Annotated in this window: 16 protein-coding genes; 5 read left to right on the top strand and 11 right to left on the bottom strand. The window is 69.7% G+C overall.

Annotated elements, in window-relative coordinates; all coding sequences use genetic code 11:
- Nucleotides 1–161: 161 nt before the first annotated feature.
- Nucleotides 162–1,046, bottom strand: a complete 885-nt coding sequence (locus ALI22I_RS09205) for a hypothetical protein (RefSeq protein WP_077005042.1) — start codon at nucleotides 1,044–1,046, stop codon at nucleotides 162–164.
- A 245-nt stretch (nucleotides 1,047–1,291) separates the two neighbouring features.
- Between ALI22I_RS09205 and secA2 the strand changes: the two genes are divergently transcribed.
- Nucleotides 1,292–3,610 carry an accessory Sec system translocase SecA2 gene (secA2, locus tag ALI22I_RS09200; RefSeq protein ID WP_077005041.1) on the top strand — a complete coding sequence of 773 codons (2,319 nt, stop codon included), beginning with the start codon at nucleotides 1,292–1,294 and terminating at the stop codon, nucleotides 3,608–3,610.
- A gap of 53 nt (nucleotides 3,611–3,663) precedes the next feature.
- Here secA2 and ALI22I_RS09195 read toward each other — a convergent pair whose 3' ends face one another.
- Together ALI22I_RS09195 and ALI22I_RS09190 are read right to left on the bottom strand one after the other, a co-directional pair.
- Nucleotides 3,664–3,930 carry a hypothetical protein gene (locus ALI22I_RS09195; protein ID WP_077005040.1) on the bottom strand — a complete coding sequence of 89 codons (267 nt, stop codon included), beginning with the start codon at nucleotides 3,928–3,930 and terminating at the stop codon, nucleotides 3,664–3,666.
- 113 nt (nucleotides 3,931–4,043) lie between these two features.
- A complete protein-coding gene (locus ALI22I_RS09190) occupies nucleotides 4,044–4,988 on the bottom strand; it encodes an extracellular catalytic domain type 1 short-chain-length polyhydroxyalkanoate depolymerase (RefSeq protein WP_077005127.1) in 945 nt (314 codons plus the stop codon).
- A 137-nt stretch (nucleotides 4,989–5,125) separates the two neighbouring features.
- Here ALI22I_RS09190 and ALI22I_RS09185 point away from each other — a divergent pair, with 137 nt between their 5' ends.
- Nucleotides 5,126–6,424, top strand: a complete 1,299-nt coding sequence (locus ALI22I_RS09185; RefSeq protein WP_443216910.1) for an alpha/beta hydrolase family protein — start codon at nucleotides 5,126–5,128, stop codon at nucleotides 6,422–6,424.
- Between the two features lie 242 nt (nucleotides 6,425–6,666).
- Here the strand turns inward: ALI22I_RS09185 and ALI22I_RS09180 are convergent, their stop codons facing one another.
- Both ALI22I_RS09180 and ALI22I_RS09175 read right to left on the bottom strand, forming a co-directional pair.
- The gene (locus ALI22I_RS09180; protein ID WP_083751582.1) at nucleotides 6,667–7,386 is read right to left on the bottom strand and encodes a leucine-rich repeat domain-containing protein; all 720 of its coding nucleotides are present in this window, start codon (nucleotides 7,384–7,386) and stop codon (nucleotides 6,667–6,669) included.
- A gap of 40 nt (nucleotides 7,387–7,426) precedes the next feature.
- On the bottom strand, nucleotides 7,427–9,280 hold the full coding sequence (locus ALI22I_RS09175; RefSeq protein ID WP_077005038.1) for a helix-turn-helix domain-containing protein: 1,854 nt from the start codon (nucleotides 9,278–9,280) through the stop codon (nucleotides 7,427–7,429).
- Nucleotides 9,281–9,350: 70 nt separating this feature from the next.
- On the opposite strand from ALI22I_RS09175, the gene ALI22I_RS55500 reads away from it, so the two are divergent.
- Entirely contained in the window at nucleotides 9,351–10,571 is a 1,221-nt protein-coding gene (locus tag ALI22I_RS55500; protein WP_077005037.1) for an RNA-guided endonuclease InsQ/TnpB family protein, read from the top strand.
- Nucleotides 10,572–10,578: 7 nt separating this feature from the next.
- Here ALI22I_RS55500 and ALI22I_RS09165 read toward each other — a convergent pair whose 3' ends face one another.
- Both ALI22I_RS09165 and ALI22I_RS09160 read right to left on the bottom strand, forming a co-directional pair.
- A complete protein-coding gene (locus ALI22I_RS09165; RefSeq protein WP_077005125.1) occupies nucleotides 10,579–11,919 on the bottom strand; it encodes an MFS transporter in 1,341 nt (446 codons plus the stop codon).
- A 37-nt stretch (nucleotides 11,920–11,956) separates the two neighbouring features.
- Complete coding sequence (locus ALI22I_RS09160) at nucleotides 11,957–12,724, bottom strand: 3-hydroxybutyrate dehydrogenase (RefSeq protein WP_077005036.1); 768 nt, start codon at nucleotides 12,722–12,724, stop codon at nucleotides 11,957–11,959.
- Between the two features lie 196 nt (nucleotides 12,725–12,920).
- Here ALI22I_RS09160 and ALI22I_RS50605 point away from each other — a divergent pair, with 196 nt between their 5' ends.
- Both ALI22I_RS50605 and ALI22I_RS09155 read left to right on the top strand, forming a co-directional pair.
- Nucleotides 12,921–13,094 carry a hypothetical protein gene (locus ALI22I_RS50605; protein WP_179118165.1) on the top strand — a complete coding sequence of 58 codons (174 nt, stop codon included), beginning with the start codon at nucleotides 12,921–12,923 and terminating at the stop codon, nucleotides 13,092–13,094.
- Nucleotides 13,095–13,105: 11 nt separating this feature from the next.
- Nucleotides 13,106–13,468, top strand: coding sequence for a hypothetical protein (locus tag ALI22I_RS09155; protein WP_077005035.1), 363 nt, complete (start codon nucleotides 13,106–13,108; stop codon nucleotides 13,466–13,468).
- Between the two features lie 136 nt (nucleotides 13,469–13,604).
- On the opposite strand, the gene ALI22I_RS09150 is transcribed toward ALI22I_RS09155, so the two are convergent.
- The 4 genes from ALI22I_RS09150 to ALI22I_RS09135 form a co-directional block, all read right to left on the bottom strand.
- Complete coding sequence (locus ALI22I_RS09150; RefSeq protein WP_083751581.1) at nucleotides 13,605–14,723, bottom strand: LCP family protein; 1,119 nt, start codon at nucleotides 14,721–14,723, stop codon at nucleotides 13,605–13,607.
- Between the two features lie 71 nt (nucleotides 14,724–14,794).
- Nucleotides 14,795–15,184, bottom strand: a complete 390-nt coding sequence (locus ALI22I_RS09145) for a DUF3037 domain-containing protein (protein WP_077005033.1) — start codon at nucleotides 15,182–15,184, stop codon at nucleotides 14,795–14,797.
- Nucleotides 15,168–15,971, bottom strand: a complete 804-nt coding sequence (locus ALI22I_RS09140; RefSeq protein ID WP_077005124.1) for a HipA family kinase — start codon at nucleotides 15,969–15,971, stop codon at nucleotides 15,168–15,170. The genes ALI22I_RS09145 and ALI22I_RS09140 overlap by 17 nt, the downstream gene beginning before the upstream one ends.
- Nucleotides 15,972–16,004: 33 nt before the next feature.
- Entirely contained in the window at nucleotides 16,005–16,745 is a 741-nt protein-coding gene (locus ALI22I_RS09135; protein ID WP_077005032.1) for an SGNH/GDSL hydrolase family protein, read from the bottom strand.
- Nucleotides 16,746–16,760 lie beyond the last annotated feature (15 nt).

Raw genomic sequence — 16,760 nt, 5'->3', positions numbered from 1 at the left:
GCTTTCCCGGCTTGCATTTAATCTCGTCTGGCAAGTACGATGCGGCCGCTCAACCAGAACACCGGAGATGAGGACCAATGCACGCGAATCTGCCTGGGGGCGGAGAAAGCGGCAATGACGGTTAGTCGTCGGTCGCGGAATGCCGAGGCGGCGGGGTGCTCTCAAGCCGGGGTACCCCGCCCCTTGAGTTGGAGCCGCATACCCAGGGACTGGTGTTCCGGCAAATCGAATCCCTCGAAGAGGAAGACCGGCTGACCGCTCTCGTCTTTGCCCGGACCAGCGGCGAAACCGTTCTCGTACTCCTCGAACCCGATGGGCTCGTGATATGCGTCGTAGCCGCGTGGCAGCACGACCTTGTACCGCGCGTACCCCACAGGGGTGGCGAACCGGAGCGTGAACTTGTCCGGGACGCGGTCCCGCATGAGCGGTGCGCACATGCCCGGCCAGGTGAACTCCACCGCGATGGTGATCTCGCTGTCGACCCGCGGCGGCTCGGGGAAGTGCACCATCAGGACGAGTTGGCCGTCCTTCAGCCACGCGACCGTGGTGCTCAGGCTCGCTCCGGGCAGGTCGCCGACCAAGAGCTTGCGCACTTCGACGCCGATCTCCCGCCGGTATCTGGCAGGTTGCGCCCAACCGCACCCCTGAACCAGGCGCATGACGCGCAGGTCCGCCAGGACCTTGGCCCGGATGGTGACCAGTTTGCGCGCATCGCCGTTCACCTCGATGGTGGCATGTTCCTCCCAGGTGATTATCCGGTATTGGGAGTGCCCGTCCTCGGCGACTATCTTGGAGTACCTCGAAACGAGGTTCCGATGCTCCTCGACCTGCCGGACCAATGCCCTGCGGTCGGCGAGCAGGATCAGCCCGAGCGAGAGCACGACGAGGATGCTTGTGACGAGTGCGCCCGCTTTGACGGCCGTGTTGCCGAAAACGGCACCCAAGAGCACCGCGAATGACATGATCCCCAGAACGGCCTTGACCACCGCCGGCACGCCCTCGTCAGCGAGCAGGTCGTCGAGCCACTGCACGAACCGCTTCAGCACTTCGCCCCCTGAGAGAGACGCAGTCACCCTTTGGGGTCAGAGAATATCGGTCAGTAGTCACGATTAGTACCACTCAGGCGGCCTACGGCTCGTAGCGTCGGATGTTCGCCCACTTGGCAGCAACCGGCCCGCACTTCTACGGCCGACCCGGACCAAGATCGACTGGCTCGCAGAGTGACTCGCAGAGTGAACTGTCAAACGGGTGACGTGCGGAACGTTGCGCGCGTGCCGTACGTTGCCGTGCCGTGACGACTCTCCTGGGACGGTTCAAGCAGCGGCTGCGCCGGTTCGCGCAGAAGCCCGGCTCCGCCGACCTCACGCCCTACCGGAAGCTGCTCGACGAGGTCAACGAGCAGGCCGAACGCGTGAAAGAGCTGAGCGACGAGGAGCTGACCGCCGCGGCCGCCGAGCTGCGCGGGAAGTCCGAGTTCGGCCGTCCCGAACTGGTGGAGGTCTGCGCGCTGGGCCGTGAGGCCGCCGACCGCGCGCTGGGCCTGCGCCCGTTCGACGTGCAGATCCTCGGCGCCCTGGGCCTGCTGGAGGGCCACGTGGTCGAGATGGCCACCGGTGAGGGCAAGACGCTCTCCGGCGCCATCGCGGCGGCCGGTTTCGCGCTGCGCGGCGACCACGTGCACGTGGTCTCGGTCAACGACTACCTGGCCCAGCGCGACGCCCAGTGGATGGGCCCGCTGTACGCCCTGCTGGGCGTGAGCGTCGGCTGGATCGACCAGAGCTCCAAGCCGGAGGAGCGCCGCGCCGCCTACCAGGCCGAGGTCACCTACGCCTCGGTCTCCGAGATCGGCTTCGACGTGCTGCGCGACCGGTTGGCCACCGACGAGGGCGACATCATCGTGCCCAAGCCGCGCGTCGCCCTGGTGGACGAGGCGGACTCGGTCCTGGTGGACGAGGCCCGCGTGCCGCTGGTCCTGGCGGGCTCCACGGCGGGTCCGGCGGTCGACCCGGCGCTGGCCGACCTGGTCAAGCGGCTGCGCCGCGACCTGCACTTCGAGATCGACGACGAAGAGCGCAACGTCTACCTCACCGGCGCGGGCAGCGAGCTGGTCGAACGGTCGCTCGGCGGTATCGACCTGTACTCCGACGAGCACGTCTCGACCACGCTGAGCAAGGTCAACGTGGCCCTGCACGCGCAGGTCCTGCTGCACCGGGACATCGACTACATCGTCCGCGACGGCAAGGTGCACCTGATCAACGACACCCGCGGCCGGATCGCGAAGCTGCAGCGCTGGCCGGACGGCCTCCAGGCGGCGGTCGAGGCCAAGGAGAACGTGGCCACCACGGACGCGGGCGAGGTGCTGGACTCGATCACCGTCCAGGCGCTGCTCAGCCGCTACCCGACGGTGTGCGGCATGACCGGCACCGCGGTGGCCGTGGCCGAGCAGCTGCGCGACTTCTACCAGCTGGAAGTGCTGGTCATCCCGCCGAACGTGGAGACCATCCGGGAGGACGAGGCGCCCCGGCTGTACGCGACGCTGGAGCAGAAGGAAGCCGCGATCGTCGCCGAGATCAAGGAGGTCCACGAGACGGGCCGCCCGATCCTGGTCGGCACGCTCGACGTGGCCGAGTCCGAGCGGCTGTCCCGCAAGCTGGCCGAGGCCGGCCTGAGCTGCGTGGTGCTCAACGCGAAGAACGACGCCGAAGAGGCCTCGATCATCGCCGACGCGGGCTCGTTCGAGCGGATCACCGTGTCCACCCAGATGGCGGGCCGCGGCACGGACATCCGGCTCGGCGGGCACGACTCGACCGACCGGGACCGCATCGCCGAACTCGGCGGCCTCTACGTGATCGGCACCGGGCGCCACTCCAGCAGCCGGCTGGACGACCAGCTGCGCGGTCGCGCGGGCCGTCAGGGCGACCCGGGCGGGTCGGTGTTCTTCTCCTCGTTGCAGGACGAGCTGGTCACCCAGTACGTGCCCGACCACGACGAGCCGGCCGAGGTGGACGACGACGGCCGGATCACCGACGCGGGCACCCTGCACACCGTGGAGCACGCGCAGCGCATCGCCGAGGGCGTGCACCTGGAGATCCACCGCAACACCTGGCGGTACAACAAGCTGATCGAGCACCAGCGCCAGCTGATGCTGGAGTACCGGGACAAGCTGCTGCGCACCGACCTGGCGTGGAAGGAGCTGTCCGAGCGCAAGCCGGACCGGGTGCACGAGCTGAAGGACCTGGACGAGGAGATCAAGGTCCAGGCGGCTCGGCTGATCGGGCTGCACCACCTGGACCAGCGGTGGAGCGACCACCTGACGTTCCTGACCGACCTGCGGGAGGGCATCCACCTGCGGGCGCTGGCGCGGCAGAACCCGTTGGACGAGTTCCACCGGGAGGCCATCCCGGCCTACCACAAGATCATCCCGGACGCGTGGGACGAGGCCGAGGAGACCTTCGCCAAGGTGGAGATCGACGCCGACGGCGCGCACCTGGCCGAGGCGGGCGTGCAGCGGCCGAACACCACCTGGACGTACCTGGTCAACGACAACCCGTTCTCGTCCGGCCTGGAGGAGACGTTCAAGGGGTTGGTGAAGCTCGTCCGCCGTCGCTAGGACCTCCCGGGGGAGTCCGTGCGGGCTGGGAGCAGGCCCAGCCCGCGCCGGCGTCAGCGAACGGGTGCGGAGACCTTCGTATCCTCGACCGGCTCCGCCTGGCGGGGCAGAGTCGTCGATCTCGGCATCCGCTGCGCCACCGCCTGCTCGGTGAGCGCACGGATCTCCGCCAGGATGTCCAAGTGGTGCTGGGACGGTGGCGGACCGACGAGGTTGGAATGGTCGAACGCGGTGCGTTCGGCGCGGTGGGCGAGGTTCTGGATGCGCCGGATCAGGTCCCACTCCTGGTCTTTGCGCTTAGAGCGCCGTTGCTCAGTCACCCCGGAAGCAGACACCTCACGCCGGGTGAACGTAAATCACCTGGCAGTGCGAACTTCGCTGGGTCAACTCAGCTACTCCTGCCGAGGTCTGCAAAAATCACCCGCTCGTGCGACTAAAGGCTCCACTGCTGGGCGAGGTACCACGCCGCGCAGGCGTTGACGTCGAGCACATATGCCGTCGCTGCGCCACATTGCTGCGACCCCGTACCGGGATCGACAGGTTGACCATGACCCATTCCAGTGACGGTGTGGGTTTCCACGACCGGTGACCCAGCGCTATCGCGGTAGACCGCATGGGGGTAACCCGCCACGGTGTCGGTGACATCTGCGGTGGAATCGGTGCCGTGCACGTCGGTCCACTGCTCGACGATCTCCCGCTGGTTGGCCACCGCGACGGTGTAGTCCGCGGTGCCGTGCCACACGGTCATGGTCGGCCACGGGCCGCGGTGGGCACTGGCCGCGCGCACCTTGTCGCCCCACTGCCGGGCGGTGAGGTCCTTGCCCGGGCTCATGCAGCTGTAGGCGTCGATCACGGTGGTCACCGGGCAGCCGAACGGCAGCCCGGCCACGACGCCGCCGCCGGCGAACACCTCCGGGTACGTGGCGAGCAGCGCCGACGTCATCCCCCCGCCCGCCGACAGGCCGGTGGCGTAGGTCGTGGACGTGCCGAAGTCGGCCTTCATCCGCGTCACCATCGACGCGATCGACGCGACCTCGCCCTGACCGCGGGTGGTGTCCGCGGCCTGGAACCAGTTGAAGCACTTGCCGAGGTTGTTCGCGCTCTGCTGCTGCGGCAGCACGACGGCGAACCGGAGCCGTTCGGCCAGCGACACCCAGCCGCTGGACGTGCCGTAACCGGCGTCCTGGGAGCAGCCGTGCAGCACGACCACCAGCGGTCGGCCGGCGGGCAGGCCGTCCGGCACGTAGCGGAACATCTTCAGGTTCCCGGGGTTCGACCCGAACGCCGGGACTTCGGTGACACTTGCGGCGTGGGCCTGCGGCACCGGCGCGATCAGTAACGCGGCCGTCAACAGGGCGACCAGTGTCGGAATGCGCATGCGGACCTCCTTGTCCGCTTCTCGACCGTAGAAGGCCTTGCGGGGCGGCACGATGGCTCACCGCACCACATCGGCGCGGCCCGGCATGGCGGCGGGAGCCATTACGGCGCAACGTGAACGGTTTTACGGTGCCAGGGGTGAACATCGCCGTTCCGCTGATCGCAGCACTCCTCGCGACCACGGCGCAGGCCGTTCCCGCGTCCGCCCAAGGATGCGGGACCCTGCGCGTTCCCGGTGCCGCGCACCAGGAACTGACCCACCTCGCCGACCTGTCCACCGCGGGCGGGCGCACCGATCCCGCCGACTGGGCCGGGCTCACCCCGGCCGGCCTGCCCGCGCCGACACCCGTGCCGGGAACGCAGGTGGACGGCTACTTCCCCGACACCTCCACCGGCAACACCAACCACGGCTGGGCGCACGACTCGCAGTTCGTGATCCGGCTGCCGGAGCGCTGGAACGGCGGCCTGGTCGTGGCGGGCTCCCCCGGCGTGCGCGAGCAGTACGCCAACGACCGCGCGATCAGCGATTTCGTGCTGGCCCGCGGGTACGCGTTCGCGTCCACCGACAAGGGCAACACCGGTGCGGCGTTCCACCGGGACGGCACGCGGCCCGGTGACGCGATCGTGGAGTGGAACCACCGGGTCACCCAGCTGACCCGTGCGGCGAAGACCGTGGTGGCGCAGCGGTACTGCCGCCCGCCGTCCCGGACCCTGGCCACCGGTATCTCCAACGGCGGCTACCTGGTGCGCTGGCAGCTGGAGAACCACCCCGAGCTGTACGACGGCGGCGTCGACTGGGAGGGCACGCTGTGGACCACGCGGGGCCCGAACCTGCTGACGTTCCTGCCGCCGGTGTTGACCGGGTACGCCACCGGTGACCGGGCGGCGGTGGTGGCGGCCGGGTTCCCCGCCGAGTCGGAGTTCCTGTGGCCGTTCCACCACCAGTACTACTGGGACCTGACCCAGCGGATCTACCGCGAGGAACTGGACCCGACGTGGGACGGCGGGGTCGAGGCCGGCACCCCGTTCTGCGCGCCCGGCACACCGCTGTGCGACGCGGACTACGACTACTTCTCACGACCGGAGGCGCAGCGGGCCGTCTCACGGATCGCGTTGACGGGACGCATCGGCAGGCCGCTGCTCACCCTGCACGGCACATTGGATGTATTGCTGCCCATCTCCCAGGACTCCGACGTGTACGCGGACATGGTGCGCCGGTCAGGGCGAGGCGCCCTGTTCCGCTACTACCGGATCGAGGGAGGCACCCACGTGGACTCGCTGTTCGACGCATTCCCAGACCGCCTACGACCGCTGACCCCATGCCACCGCTCAGCGTTCACGGCATTGGAGGGCTGGCTGTCGGGCACCCGCCCACCCGCGTCGACAACCGTCCCCCGTCCGGCAACGGTGCACACAACGGAGTGCGCCCTGTCCTGATCGCGGGGTCCCGCCGCTCGGCGTGCTCTGGGGGCGGCCGAGCGGCGGGACCTACCGCGCGGATCGCGGGGCCGCAGGTTGTGCCGGGTCATCTCCAGAACCCTCTCCATGACCTAGCGAACCAACGGCGAGGGGCCGGAATTGTCGGTGGTCACCGGCAGGATAAAAGCAAGGGTTCCCCTTGGCGGGGACCCTTGCGCAGCGTTCGCCGGTGTGCGCCCGGTTCGACGTCAGGGCTCGGGTCAGGTCAGGACCACGCATCCTCGCTGCTCCAGAGCCGTCAGCAGCGACGGCGGGGGTTCGCACGGGTTCCAGCGCAGGTCCAGTTTCTCCAGTGAGGGCATCCGGACGAGCCAATCCGGCAGGTGGGTGAGGTGGTTGCTCCTCACGTCGAGTTGGCGTAGTCGCGGGAGGGTGGCCAGCGTTTCCGGCAGTTCGGCGAGGGCGTTCTCGCGCAGGTCCAGGTGGCGTAGTTCGTGGAGGTCGACCACTGACGGTGGCAAGCGGTCGATGGCGTTGCCTCGGAGCCAGAGTTCACGCAGGTTGCGGAGGTGGCCGAGGCTGTCGGGCAGGGTTGTCAGCTGGTTGTGTTGGGCCCGGAGCTCGATCAGGTCGGTCATCCGGCCGATGGCCTCCGGCAGGGCGGTGAGCGTGTTCTCGCCGACGTTGAGGTAGCGCAACCGGGTCAGGTTGGCCAGTGAGTCCGGCAGTCGGGGCAAGTCGTTGTCGTGGAGGTAGAGACAGCCGCTGAGGGCCGCCAGGTCGCCCAGTTCGTCGGGCACGGACGTGAGGTTGTTGTGGCCGAGATCCAGGGTGGTCAGCCGGCGCAGCCGCCCGATCCCTGGTGGGAGGACCGTGAGGCCGTTGTCGGCGAGGATCAGCACCTCCAGCTCGGTGCGTTGCCAGACTGAGTCGGGCACTTCTCCGAGCTGTTGACGCCACAGGTTCAGCACATGCCGCACGCGGCTTGGTTCCTCTCGTCTCGACGGCCGGTCCGTCGCGTTAGTGGCCGAGCACGCGCATGAGCTTCAGCGCGAGTTGGACCTCCAGCACACGCTCCGGTGACTGCCAATCCTCGCCCAACAGGCTCGCCACCCGGTCCAGGCGCTGCACGACGGTGTTCACGTGCACGTGCAGCTCGTCCTTCGCCCGGCTCAGGTTCGCGCCACAGGCGAAGTACGCGGTGATCGTGCGGACCAGTTCGGTACCTCGGCCGGCGTCGTAGTCCAGCAGCGGGCCGAGGGTGGAGCGGACGTAACCGGCGACGTCGGCACGGTCGCCCAGCAGCACGCCGACGAACCCCAGGTCGGCGAGCGTGCCGCCGGTACCCTGCCGGTCCAGTTGGAGCAACGCCTTCAGGCACCGCACGGCCTCGGCGTGCGCGGTGGCCACGCCCTCCGGACCGTGCGCCGGTCCACCGGAGCCGACGGTCACCGGCAGGCCGACCGCCTTGCCCAGCATCCGCGCCGCGTCCTTCGCCGCGCAGGACAGGTCCGCGCCGGGCAGCACCAGCACCACGTGCTCGCCGTGCACGCCCGCCAGACCACGAGAAGCGGACGCGTGGTGGGCGGCGGCGGCGAGGAGGCGGTCGCGGGGACCGTCGGCGACCAGGACCACGTGGTCGGCGGCCAGTTCGACGCCGACCCGGCGGGCACGGGCGCGCAGTGCGACCGAATCGACCGCGGACGTCAGCAGGTCGGTGATCAGCTCGCCGCGCACCTTGTTCTCCGCCTCCGCCACCGTGCGGCGCAGGAGCAGGAGCAGGGCGGTGACGACGCCCGCGCGTTCGAACAGCCTGCGGTCCGCGTCGCCGAGGTCGGGACGGTCGGTGAGCGTGATGCTGCCCAGCAGTTCGCGGCCCGCCAGCACGGCGCACACCCACGTGCCGTCCTGCGGGATGGCACGGCCGCTGGCGCGGGAGGCGTTCACCGCAGCACGTGGCGTGAGGGCGCGGGACGTGCCGATGCAGGCCAGTTCCGCGCCGTCGTTGTCGTGCACGACGATCCCGCCGTCGAGCACCTTGGCCACGGCCGCCGCCACCTCGGGCACGTCCGCGCCGCGCAGCACCAGGTCGGTGAGCCGGTCGTGGGCGTCCTCCGCACGGCGCATGGCCTCGTTGTGCGCGCGGATCGTCTCGCCCGCGGTGCGGGTCTCCTCCAGCAGGTGAGCGGTGTCCAGCGCGATGGCGGCGTGGTCGGCCAGCGACGACAGCAGCGCCACTTCGTCGGGCGGGAACTGGCGCGGTGAGCGGTTGGCCGCGTAGAGCACGCCGATCACCCGGCGGTCCAGCTTCAGCGGCACGCCCAGGATCGCGACCAGACCTTCGTCGCGCACCGCCGAGTCGATCGGGCCGGTGTGGTTGAACCGGTCGTCGGCGAAGTAGTCGGCGGTCACGTAGGGCTGCGCGCTCTGCGCGACCAGCCCGCCCAGGCCCTCACCCATGCCGAGCCGGACCTGTTGGAACAGCGCGGAGATCGAGCCGTCGGTGACCCGCATGTACGTGCCGCGCTCGCCGGGCTCGTTCATGCTCAGGTACGCGATGTCCGCGCCCAGCAGCAGCCGGGCGCGGCGGACGATCGACCGCAGCACGGCGTCCGGGTCGCGCACGCCGGCCAGGTCGTTCGCGGTGTCGAACAGCGCCTCCAGTTCGGCTTCACGGCGGCGGTGCGCGGTGAGCGTGCGGCGAATCCGCAACGCCCACTCCGTGGCGCGGGCGATGCGGTCCAGCTCGCCGTCCGGCACCCCCGCCGCACGGGCCGCGGGGAGCACCGCCGCCAGCCGCTCACTGCCCGCGTCGGTCGCGAGCAGTCCGAGCAACTCCAACAGGTGCTCCACCGCGTCCGCCCCATCGGTCATCGGTTCCCCAATCGGCGGATTGCGACGTCCATGACCGGATCCCGTCGACGGTTTCGGCTAGTTTGATCCCGTGTCGCGCTATCGGCTCGCACCCACCCTAGAACAGGAAGCTCTGCTTCTGGAGCACTGCGCGCACGCGCGCTTCGTGTGGAACCTCACGGTCCAACAGCACTCGTACTGGCGTCCTGGGCGCGCCTCGGCTCCGGACTACCACGAGCCCCGTCAGCTGACCGAAGCGCGTGGCGAATTCGCGTGGCTTCGTGCCGGGTCTCATACGGTGCAGCAGCAGGCGTTGCGCGACTTTCACCAAGCCGTACGGCACTTCCTCAACGGCACACATCGTCGTCCGACTTGGCGGAAGGCCGGCCGTGACGAAGGGTTTCGTCAGGTCGCCGTACAGCAGGGGCACATCCAGCGGCTGAATCGCAGACACGGCCGGGTCTGGGTGCCCAAAGTGGGATGGGTTCGGTTTCGCTGGTGCCGTGAGGTACCCCACGGGGTCAAGTCCTACCGGGTTACCCGCGATCGTGCACGACGCTGGCACATCGCATTCGCCACGACGCCGGAGCCGATTCCGGCACCGGGGAACGGTGCGACGGTTGGAGTGGATCGCGGTGTGGTGGTGTCGGCCGCGCTTTCGACCGGAGACCTCCTCAGGTGTCCGGGCTTGACCAAGCACGAACAACAGCGATTGGTCTCGTTGCAGCGAAGGCTGAGCCGGTGCAGACCTGGCTCCCGACGACGTGAGCGCGTGAGGATCGCGCTCGCCAGGTTGAACGCACGCTTGGTGGACCGCCGCAAGGACTGGGTCGAGAAGACGTCGACCACCCTCGCGCGCGAATTCGACGTGATCCGGATCGAAGATCTCCGAGTCAGGAGCATGACTCGGTCGGCCAAGGGAACTGTCCACGAACCGGGTCGACGGGTCCGGCAGAAAGCCAGCCTCAACCGCCGCATCCTGGCAAACGCTTGGAGTCTGCTGGTGACCCGCCTGCGGGAGAAGGCTCCGGGACGGGTGCAGAAGGTCAACGCCGCGTACACGTCGCAGCAGTGCTCTTCGCGCGGACATCTCGCACCGGAGTCCCGCAAGAGCCAAGCGGGATTCCGGTGCGTCGCCTGCGGATACAGCTGCAACGCGGACGTGAACGCGGCCAGGAACATCGCCGCCGGACGGGCGGTGACCGCACGGGGAGGCGGGGCAGTGGCCCCGCCTGTGAACCGTGAACCTCAACCTGCTGCCCCGCCTCCCAGCGCTGGTAGTGAGTTGGAATCTCACGTTGCTCGATTGTGAGAGGACGTCAAGCTGACACCGATGTGGGCTCGGTGACGGTTCGGTTCAACGAGGTGCCCTTGGTTTCCTTCGCCGCCAGCACGGCGATCACGGTCAGCACGCACATCCCCAGCACGTACAGCACGACCGGGAAGGTGCTGTCGTACGTGGCGAGCAGTGCGGTCGCGATGAGCGGCGCCACGGCGCCCGCCGCGATGGACGCCAGCTGGTAGCCGATGGACGCGCCCGAGTAGCGGACCTTCGTGCCGAACAGCTCGGAGAAGAACGCGGCCTGCGGGCCGTACATCGCGCCGTGCAGCAGGAGTCCGACGGTGGCGGCCAGCGTGATCGGCAGGAACGACTTGGTGTCCAGCAGCGCGAAGAACGCGAACATCCACAGGCCGATGCCGACCGCGCCGATCAGGTAGGTGGTGCGGCGGCCGATGCGGTCCGACAGCGCGCCCCACATCGGGATCGTCACCAGGTGCACGGCCGAGGCGATGAGCACCGCGTTCAGGCCGGTGGACCGCGTCATGCCCAGTTCCGTGGTGATGTAGACCAGGATGAACGCGGTGATCACATAGTACGACACGTTCTCCGCCATGCGGGCGCCCATCGCGATCAGCACCTCGCGCCAGTGTTCGCGCACGACCGTCACGATCGGCGGCTTCTCCTGGATCTTTTGCGCTTCGGCCTTCTTCTGCGCTTCCAGGAACACCGGCGACTCGGACACGCTGAGCCGAATCCACAGTCCGATCAGGACGAGCGCGCCGGACAACAGGAACGGCACCCGCCAGCCCCACGACAGGAACGCCTCGTCGCTCTGCACGCCGGCCAGCACCGCGAGCACCGCGGTGGCCAGCAGGTTGCCCGCCGGCGCACCCGCCTGCGGCCACGAAGCCCAGAAACCACGCCGTTCCGCGCTGCCGTGCTCGGACACGATGAGCACCGCGCCGCCCCACTCGCCGCCCAGCGCGAAGCCCTGCACCAACCGCAGGAACGTCAGCAGCAACGGCGCGCCGACGCCGATCGCGGCGTACGTGGGCAGCAGGCCCATGGCGAACGTCGCGCCGCCCATCAGCACCAGGCTGAGCACGAGCAGCTTCTTGCGGCCCAGCTTGTCGCCGAAGTGGCCGAACACCAGCCCGCCCAGCGGACGGGCCAGGAAGCCGATCGCGTAGGTGGTGAACGCGAGCAGGGTGCCGGTGAGCGGGTCCGCCGTGGGGAAGAACAGCTTGTTGAACACCAGGGCGGCGGCGGATCCGTACAAGAAGAAGTCGTACCACTCGATCGTGGTGCCGATCAGGCTGGCTATGACGACCTTGGCGAAGGAGGGTTTCGGCGGTACCTGTTGGGCGGCGTTGCTCATGTCGGTCACCACTTCGTCGGGGGTGGGGGACGCGGGCTTACTGGGCGGTCCAGCCGCCGTCGATCGTGAAGGAGGAGCCGGTGACGTGGCCGGAGTGCGCGCCGCACAGCCACAGCACGACGGAGGCCACCTCGGCCGGTTCGATGAGCTGCTTGATGGCGTGCCGGGTGAGCAGCACCTCGGACAGCACCTGGTCCGGCTCGATGCCGTGCGCCCTGGCCTGGTCGGCGACCTGGTTCTCCACCAGCGGGGTGCGCACGTAGCCGGGGCTCACGCAGTTGCTGGTGACGCCGTGCGGCGCGCCTTCCAGGGCGATGACCTTGCTCAGCCCCTCCAGGCCGTGCTTGGCGGTGACGTAGGCGGACTTGAACGCGCTGGCGCGGGAGCCGTGCACGCTGGTGACGTTCACCACCCGGCCCCAGCCGCGCTGGTACATGTGCGGCAGGACGTGCCGGGCGAGCAGGAACGGCGCGGTGACCATGACGCTCTGGAGCAGCCGGAACCGGTCGGGCGGGAATTCGTGGATCGGGGCGACGTGCTGCAGGCCCGCGTTGTTGACCAGGATGTCGACCTCGGTGGGCAGGGCCCGGGCGGGGTCGGGGTCGGCCAGATCCACCACGTGCTCGGTGCCGGCGGTCTCGCGGGCCGCGTCGGTGACCGAGTCGCGGTCGCGGTCGACCAGGTGCACTTTCGCCCCGGCGCGCGCGAGGGCGATCGCGCAGGCCCGGCCGATGCCGCTGCCGGCGCCGGTGACCAGGGCGGTGCGACCGGACAGGTCGTCACTGTGACCGGGGACACTCGTCATGACCGGAAACGCTAGGTGACCTGCGGTGCACCGCCCATGTGAGCGGGCGCCACAACCTGTGGCCGGCAGGTGTGTTTAGCCGACAGTTAGCCTGGCGGTGATCCAATTGTCGAATACCGGGTGAAGCGAGGGTGCGGCCATAGGTAGGCTGCTTTGGCCCGTTCGGGGGGACGAACCACGTTTTGGGGGTTACCAAGTGTCACTCACGCCGATCTACGACGATCTGCTGCGCCAGTTCGAGGGGATCATCCTCGTCAGCGAGGCCGCCGAGGCAGTGCAGACCGCCGCCGCCGTCGCGGAAGCCACCGTGGAGACCGCGACGGAGGCACCCGACGAGCACACCTCCGGCGACGTGCTGGACGCGAGCTGACGACGACCGACGTGCCGGCGTGGCTGCGGGAGATCGAGGACTCCTGGGGCTGGTTGGCGCCCGAGGCGGACGAGTACGACGACCTCGTCACGATCCGGCTGGCCCGCCTCGGCCGGTCGTTCACCGAGCGGGTGGCCGAGTTGACCGAGCGGCAGCGGGCGGAGCTGCTCGGGCTGCTGGACCGCGTGCTCGCCGGTGACGACCCGGTCGGCCGGGACGCCGTGGCCACCGGGTTCCTGGAGGCCGTGCTGTCCGCCTGGGACGGCGGCTTCGACTTGCGTCCGGTCTGGCCGCACGTCGGCCCGCACGCGCGGGAGTACTGCCTGGCCTGGAACGACTTCACCGGCGTGCCGTCGCCGGACTGGATGAGGTGACCCGGGATCAGGTCACCGAGGACTCCTGTGCGGCGATGAGGGCTTCGACCTCCCGGTCACCGCGGCCCAGCGCGCGGCCTGGAAAAACGGCCGCCGGGGGCGTGAATGCCCCCGGCGGCCGGTCGTTCGAGAACTGCTACTTCGGCTGCGGGAGCAGGTCGGTCGGCACCGGCTCGTCCTTCTCCAGGGCGCCGAACAGGCGCAGCGCGTTGTCCCGGTCCCACTGCACGACCGAGCCCGCGCCCGGCACGGTCGGTGTGCCGCCCACCGGGACGGTGACCGTGTCCACTCCCCCGCCCATGGCGAACGCCATGCCGGCGAGGTTGTGCAGGTGGTCGTCGGAGTTCACCGAGATCGAGTCCGTGCCCGCGAACAGCAGCGGGAACGCCTTGAACGGGTTGACCAGCGTGCCGAAGCTGGTCGCCTTCTCCGACAGCGCGGCGAGGAACTTGCGCTGGTTCTCCACCCGCTGGAGGTCGGCCGTGGCGAACGCCCGCGAGCGGACGAAACCGAGCGCCTGCGTGCCGTCCAACTCCTGGCAGCCGGGCTGGAGGTCCAAGCCAGCCAACGGGTCCTGCATCGGCTCCTCGATGCACATGTCCACGCCGCCGACCGCGTCCACGATCCCGGCGAACCCGCCGAAGCCGATCTCCATGTAGTGGTCGATGTGGATGCCCGTGGCGCCTTCGACGGTCTGCACCAGCAACGGCGCGCCGCCGAACGCGAACGCCGCGTTGATCTTGTTCTTGTCGTTGCCCGGGATGTCCACATAGGAGTCGCGCGGGATGCTGACCAAAGTGGAGTTCCCGGAGCCGTCCGGGATGTGCAGCAGCATGATGGTGTCCGTGCGCTGCCCGCCGGCGTCACCGGTGGACAGCTGGGCCTTCTGCTCCTCGGTCAGGTCGTCGCGCGCGTCCGACCCGACCAGCAGCCAGTTGGTGCCCGGGGTGTCGGCCGGCCGGCCCTCGTAGTCGCCCAGCGCGTCGAGCCGGCGCAGCGACGAGTCCACGTAGAACCACATGCCGATGCCGAACGCCAGCAGGACGACCAGCACGACGGCGATCATCCGCCCGATTCTGGGCCTGCGGCGCTTGGGCGCCGGCACCGGACGTCGTCCGGCCTGCTGGTACCCGGCCTGCGGCTGCTGGTACCCGCCCTGCTGGGGACCCCGCTGCCGGGGACCGCCCTGGCGCGGTTGCCCGCCCTGTCGGTATCCGCCCTGCTGATACCCGCCCTGCTGGTATCCGGCGCTCATCAAGCGACCCCGTCCGTGTGTCGGTCACTGCTCGCACCTAAAGACGCGGTGCGCTGCGAGAGGTTGCCACCTTAGTGGTCAGGGGGGAGAACGAGCGCCGCCAGCAGGCGGTTCAACTCGGCCTCCGGATCATCGGTGAGGCCGGTGTGCGTGGGCGAGGTCTGGATGATCGTGCTGCGCGGCGCGGTCAGCCAGCGGAACCGCTGGCCCGGTGACGTGCGGGACACCGGGCCCGCCGTCGGCACGCCGTCGCACGACAGTCCCAGGTGATCCAGGTTCGCCCGCAGCACCTCCACGTCCAGGAACGGGTCCAGCGCCAGGACCCGCTGCTCGTCCACGTGCACGCGGGCGCCGAGGAAGTCCAGCGCCGGGCAGTAGACCAGCACCCCGACGTTGACGAACTCGCCGCGTTCCTGCCGCGGCACGGCGCGCAGCAGCGCGTACTCAAACACGTGCGGCACGTGCGGCCTCCAGTGGTTCGACCCACGTCCGCGGCGCGGCCAGGCGGGCGGTGAAGAACGATTCGTACGCCCCGCGCACGGCGTCCGGTGTGCCGAACGTCTCGTCCTTGGCGAGCCACTGGTCCGGCACCAGCGCCAGCACCTCGCGCACCAGCTCGGGCGTGACGCGGGCGGACAGCTCGGCGTCCGCCTCGGCCAGGTCGCCCGCGAACGGCAGCATCAGGTGGTCGGCCACGTCGAACCGGTAGCTCGCCGCCGGGAACCTCTCCGGCCGCCACGAGTGGTGGAAGTACAGCGAGGCGCCGTGGTCGATCAGCCACAGCTCCCGGTGCCACAGCAGGGTGTTCGGGTTGCGCCAGCTGCGGTCCACGTTGAGCGTGAGCGCGTCCAGCCACAGCAGCCGGGCGGCGAGGTCGGCGCCGGGCTCCCGCACCACCGGGTTGTAGTCGAACGAGCCGGGCAGGTAGTCCAACCCCAGGTTCAGCCCGCCACTGGCTTTGAGCAGCTCCTGCACCTCCTGGTCCGGCTCGGACCGGCCCAGTTCCGGGTCCAGCTCGACCAGCACGATCTCCGGCACCCGGAAGCCGAGGCGGCGGGCGAGTTCGCCGACCACGATCTCGGCGATCAGGGCCTTCACGCCCTGGCCCGCGCCGCGGAACTTGAGCACGTACATACCGAGATCGTCGGCTTCGACCAGGCCGGGCAGCGAGCCACCCTCCCGGAAGGGCGTGACGTAACGCGTGGCCGCGACCTGCCGAAGCCCATTCGTAGGGTTCACGCCCGGCATCATCGTCAATCGACACCCCAGGCCGCCAATTGGTTATGAGGTGGCTGCGGTCAGCTCCGGGAGGTAGCCGGACTCGTGGCCGGCGCGGTTCGGGTGGTACGAGCGCTCGACGGGGACCAGCACCAGGCCGTTCACCCACGGCTCGTCGGCGCACGCGCCGTGACCGTCGAACGCCTTGCGGACGTCGACGAACCTGAACCCGGCCGCACGGGCCCGCGCGCCCGTCACGTCGGCCATCAGATCGGCCGCACGGTTCACCGCCTGCCGCTTCGCCCCGCTCATCAGGCACCACGACTCGAACGAGAACAGCCGCGGGTAGCCGAGCACGACCACCTTGGCCGACGTCCGGTCGCGCACCGCCTCGTACAGCGCGTCCAGCCGGCCGGGCAGCTCGTCCCGGATGAACCGCTCCGCCGTGCCGGTCCGCTGCACGCACTCGTCGTCGCCGCTGATCGTGCAGGTCGTCATGACGTCCGTGAACCCGGCGTCGTTGCCGCCCGCCGTGATGGTGACCAGCGTGGCGGACGGCGTGATGCGCTCCGCCTGCTTGGCCACCGCGACCGTGTCGGCCCCCGAGCACGCGGCCGGCACCAGGGACGCGCCGTTGCGCCGCGCCCACAGTCTCGGGTGGGCGTGCGGACTCTGCCGGCAGGCGTCGGACGCCTCGTCGCCCGCGCCGGTGCCCGCCGCGTAGGAATCACCCAACGCGACGAGCTCCGGTGCGGCCGGGGCCGGGGTCAGGGCCATCAGCAGTGCCAACGCCAGCATCTTCATGAACCCGGCGTACCA

It is taken from the genome of Saccharothrix sp. ALI-22-I (genome assembly GCF_001984175.1).
GTDB lineage: Bacteria > Actinomycetota > Actinomycetes > Mycobacteriales > Pseudonocardiaceae > Actinosynnema.
The sequence above is the reverse complement of the archived record's forward strand: the minus strand, read 5'-3'. Positions and strand labels throughout refer to the sequence as shown.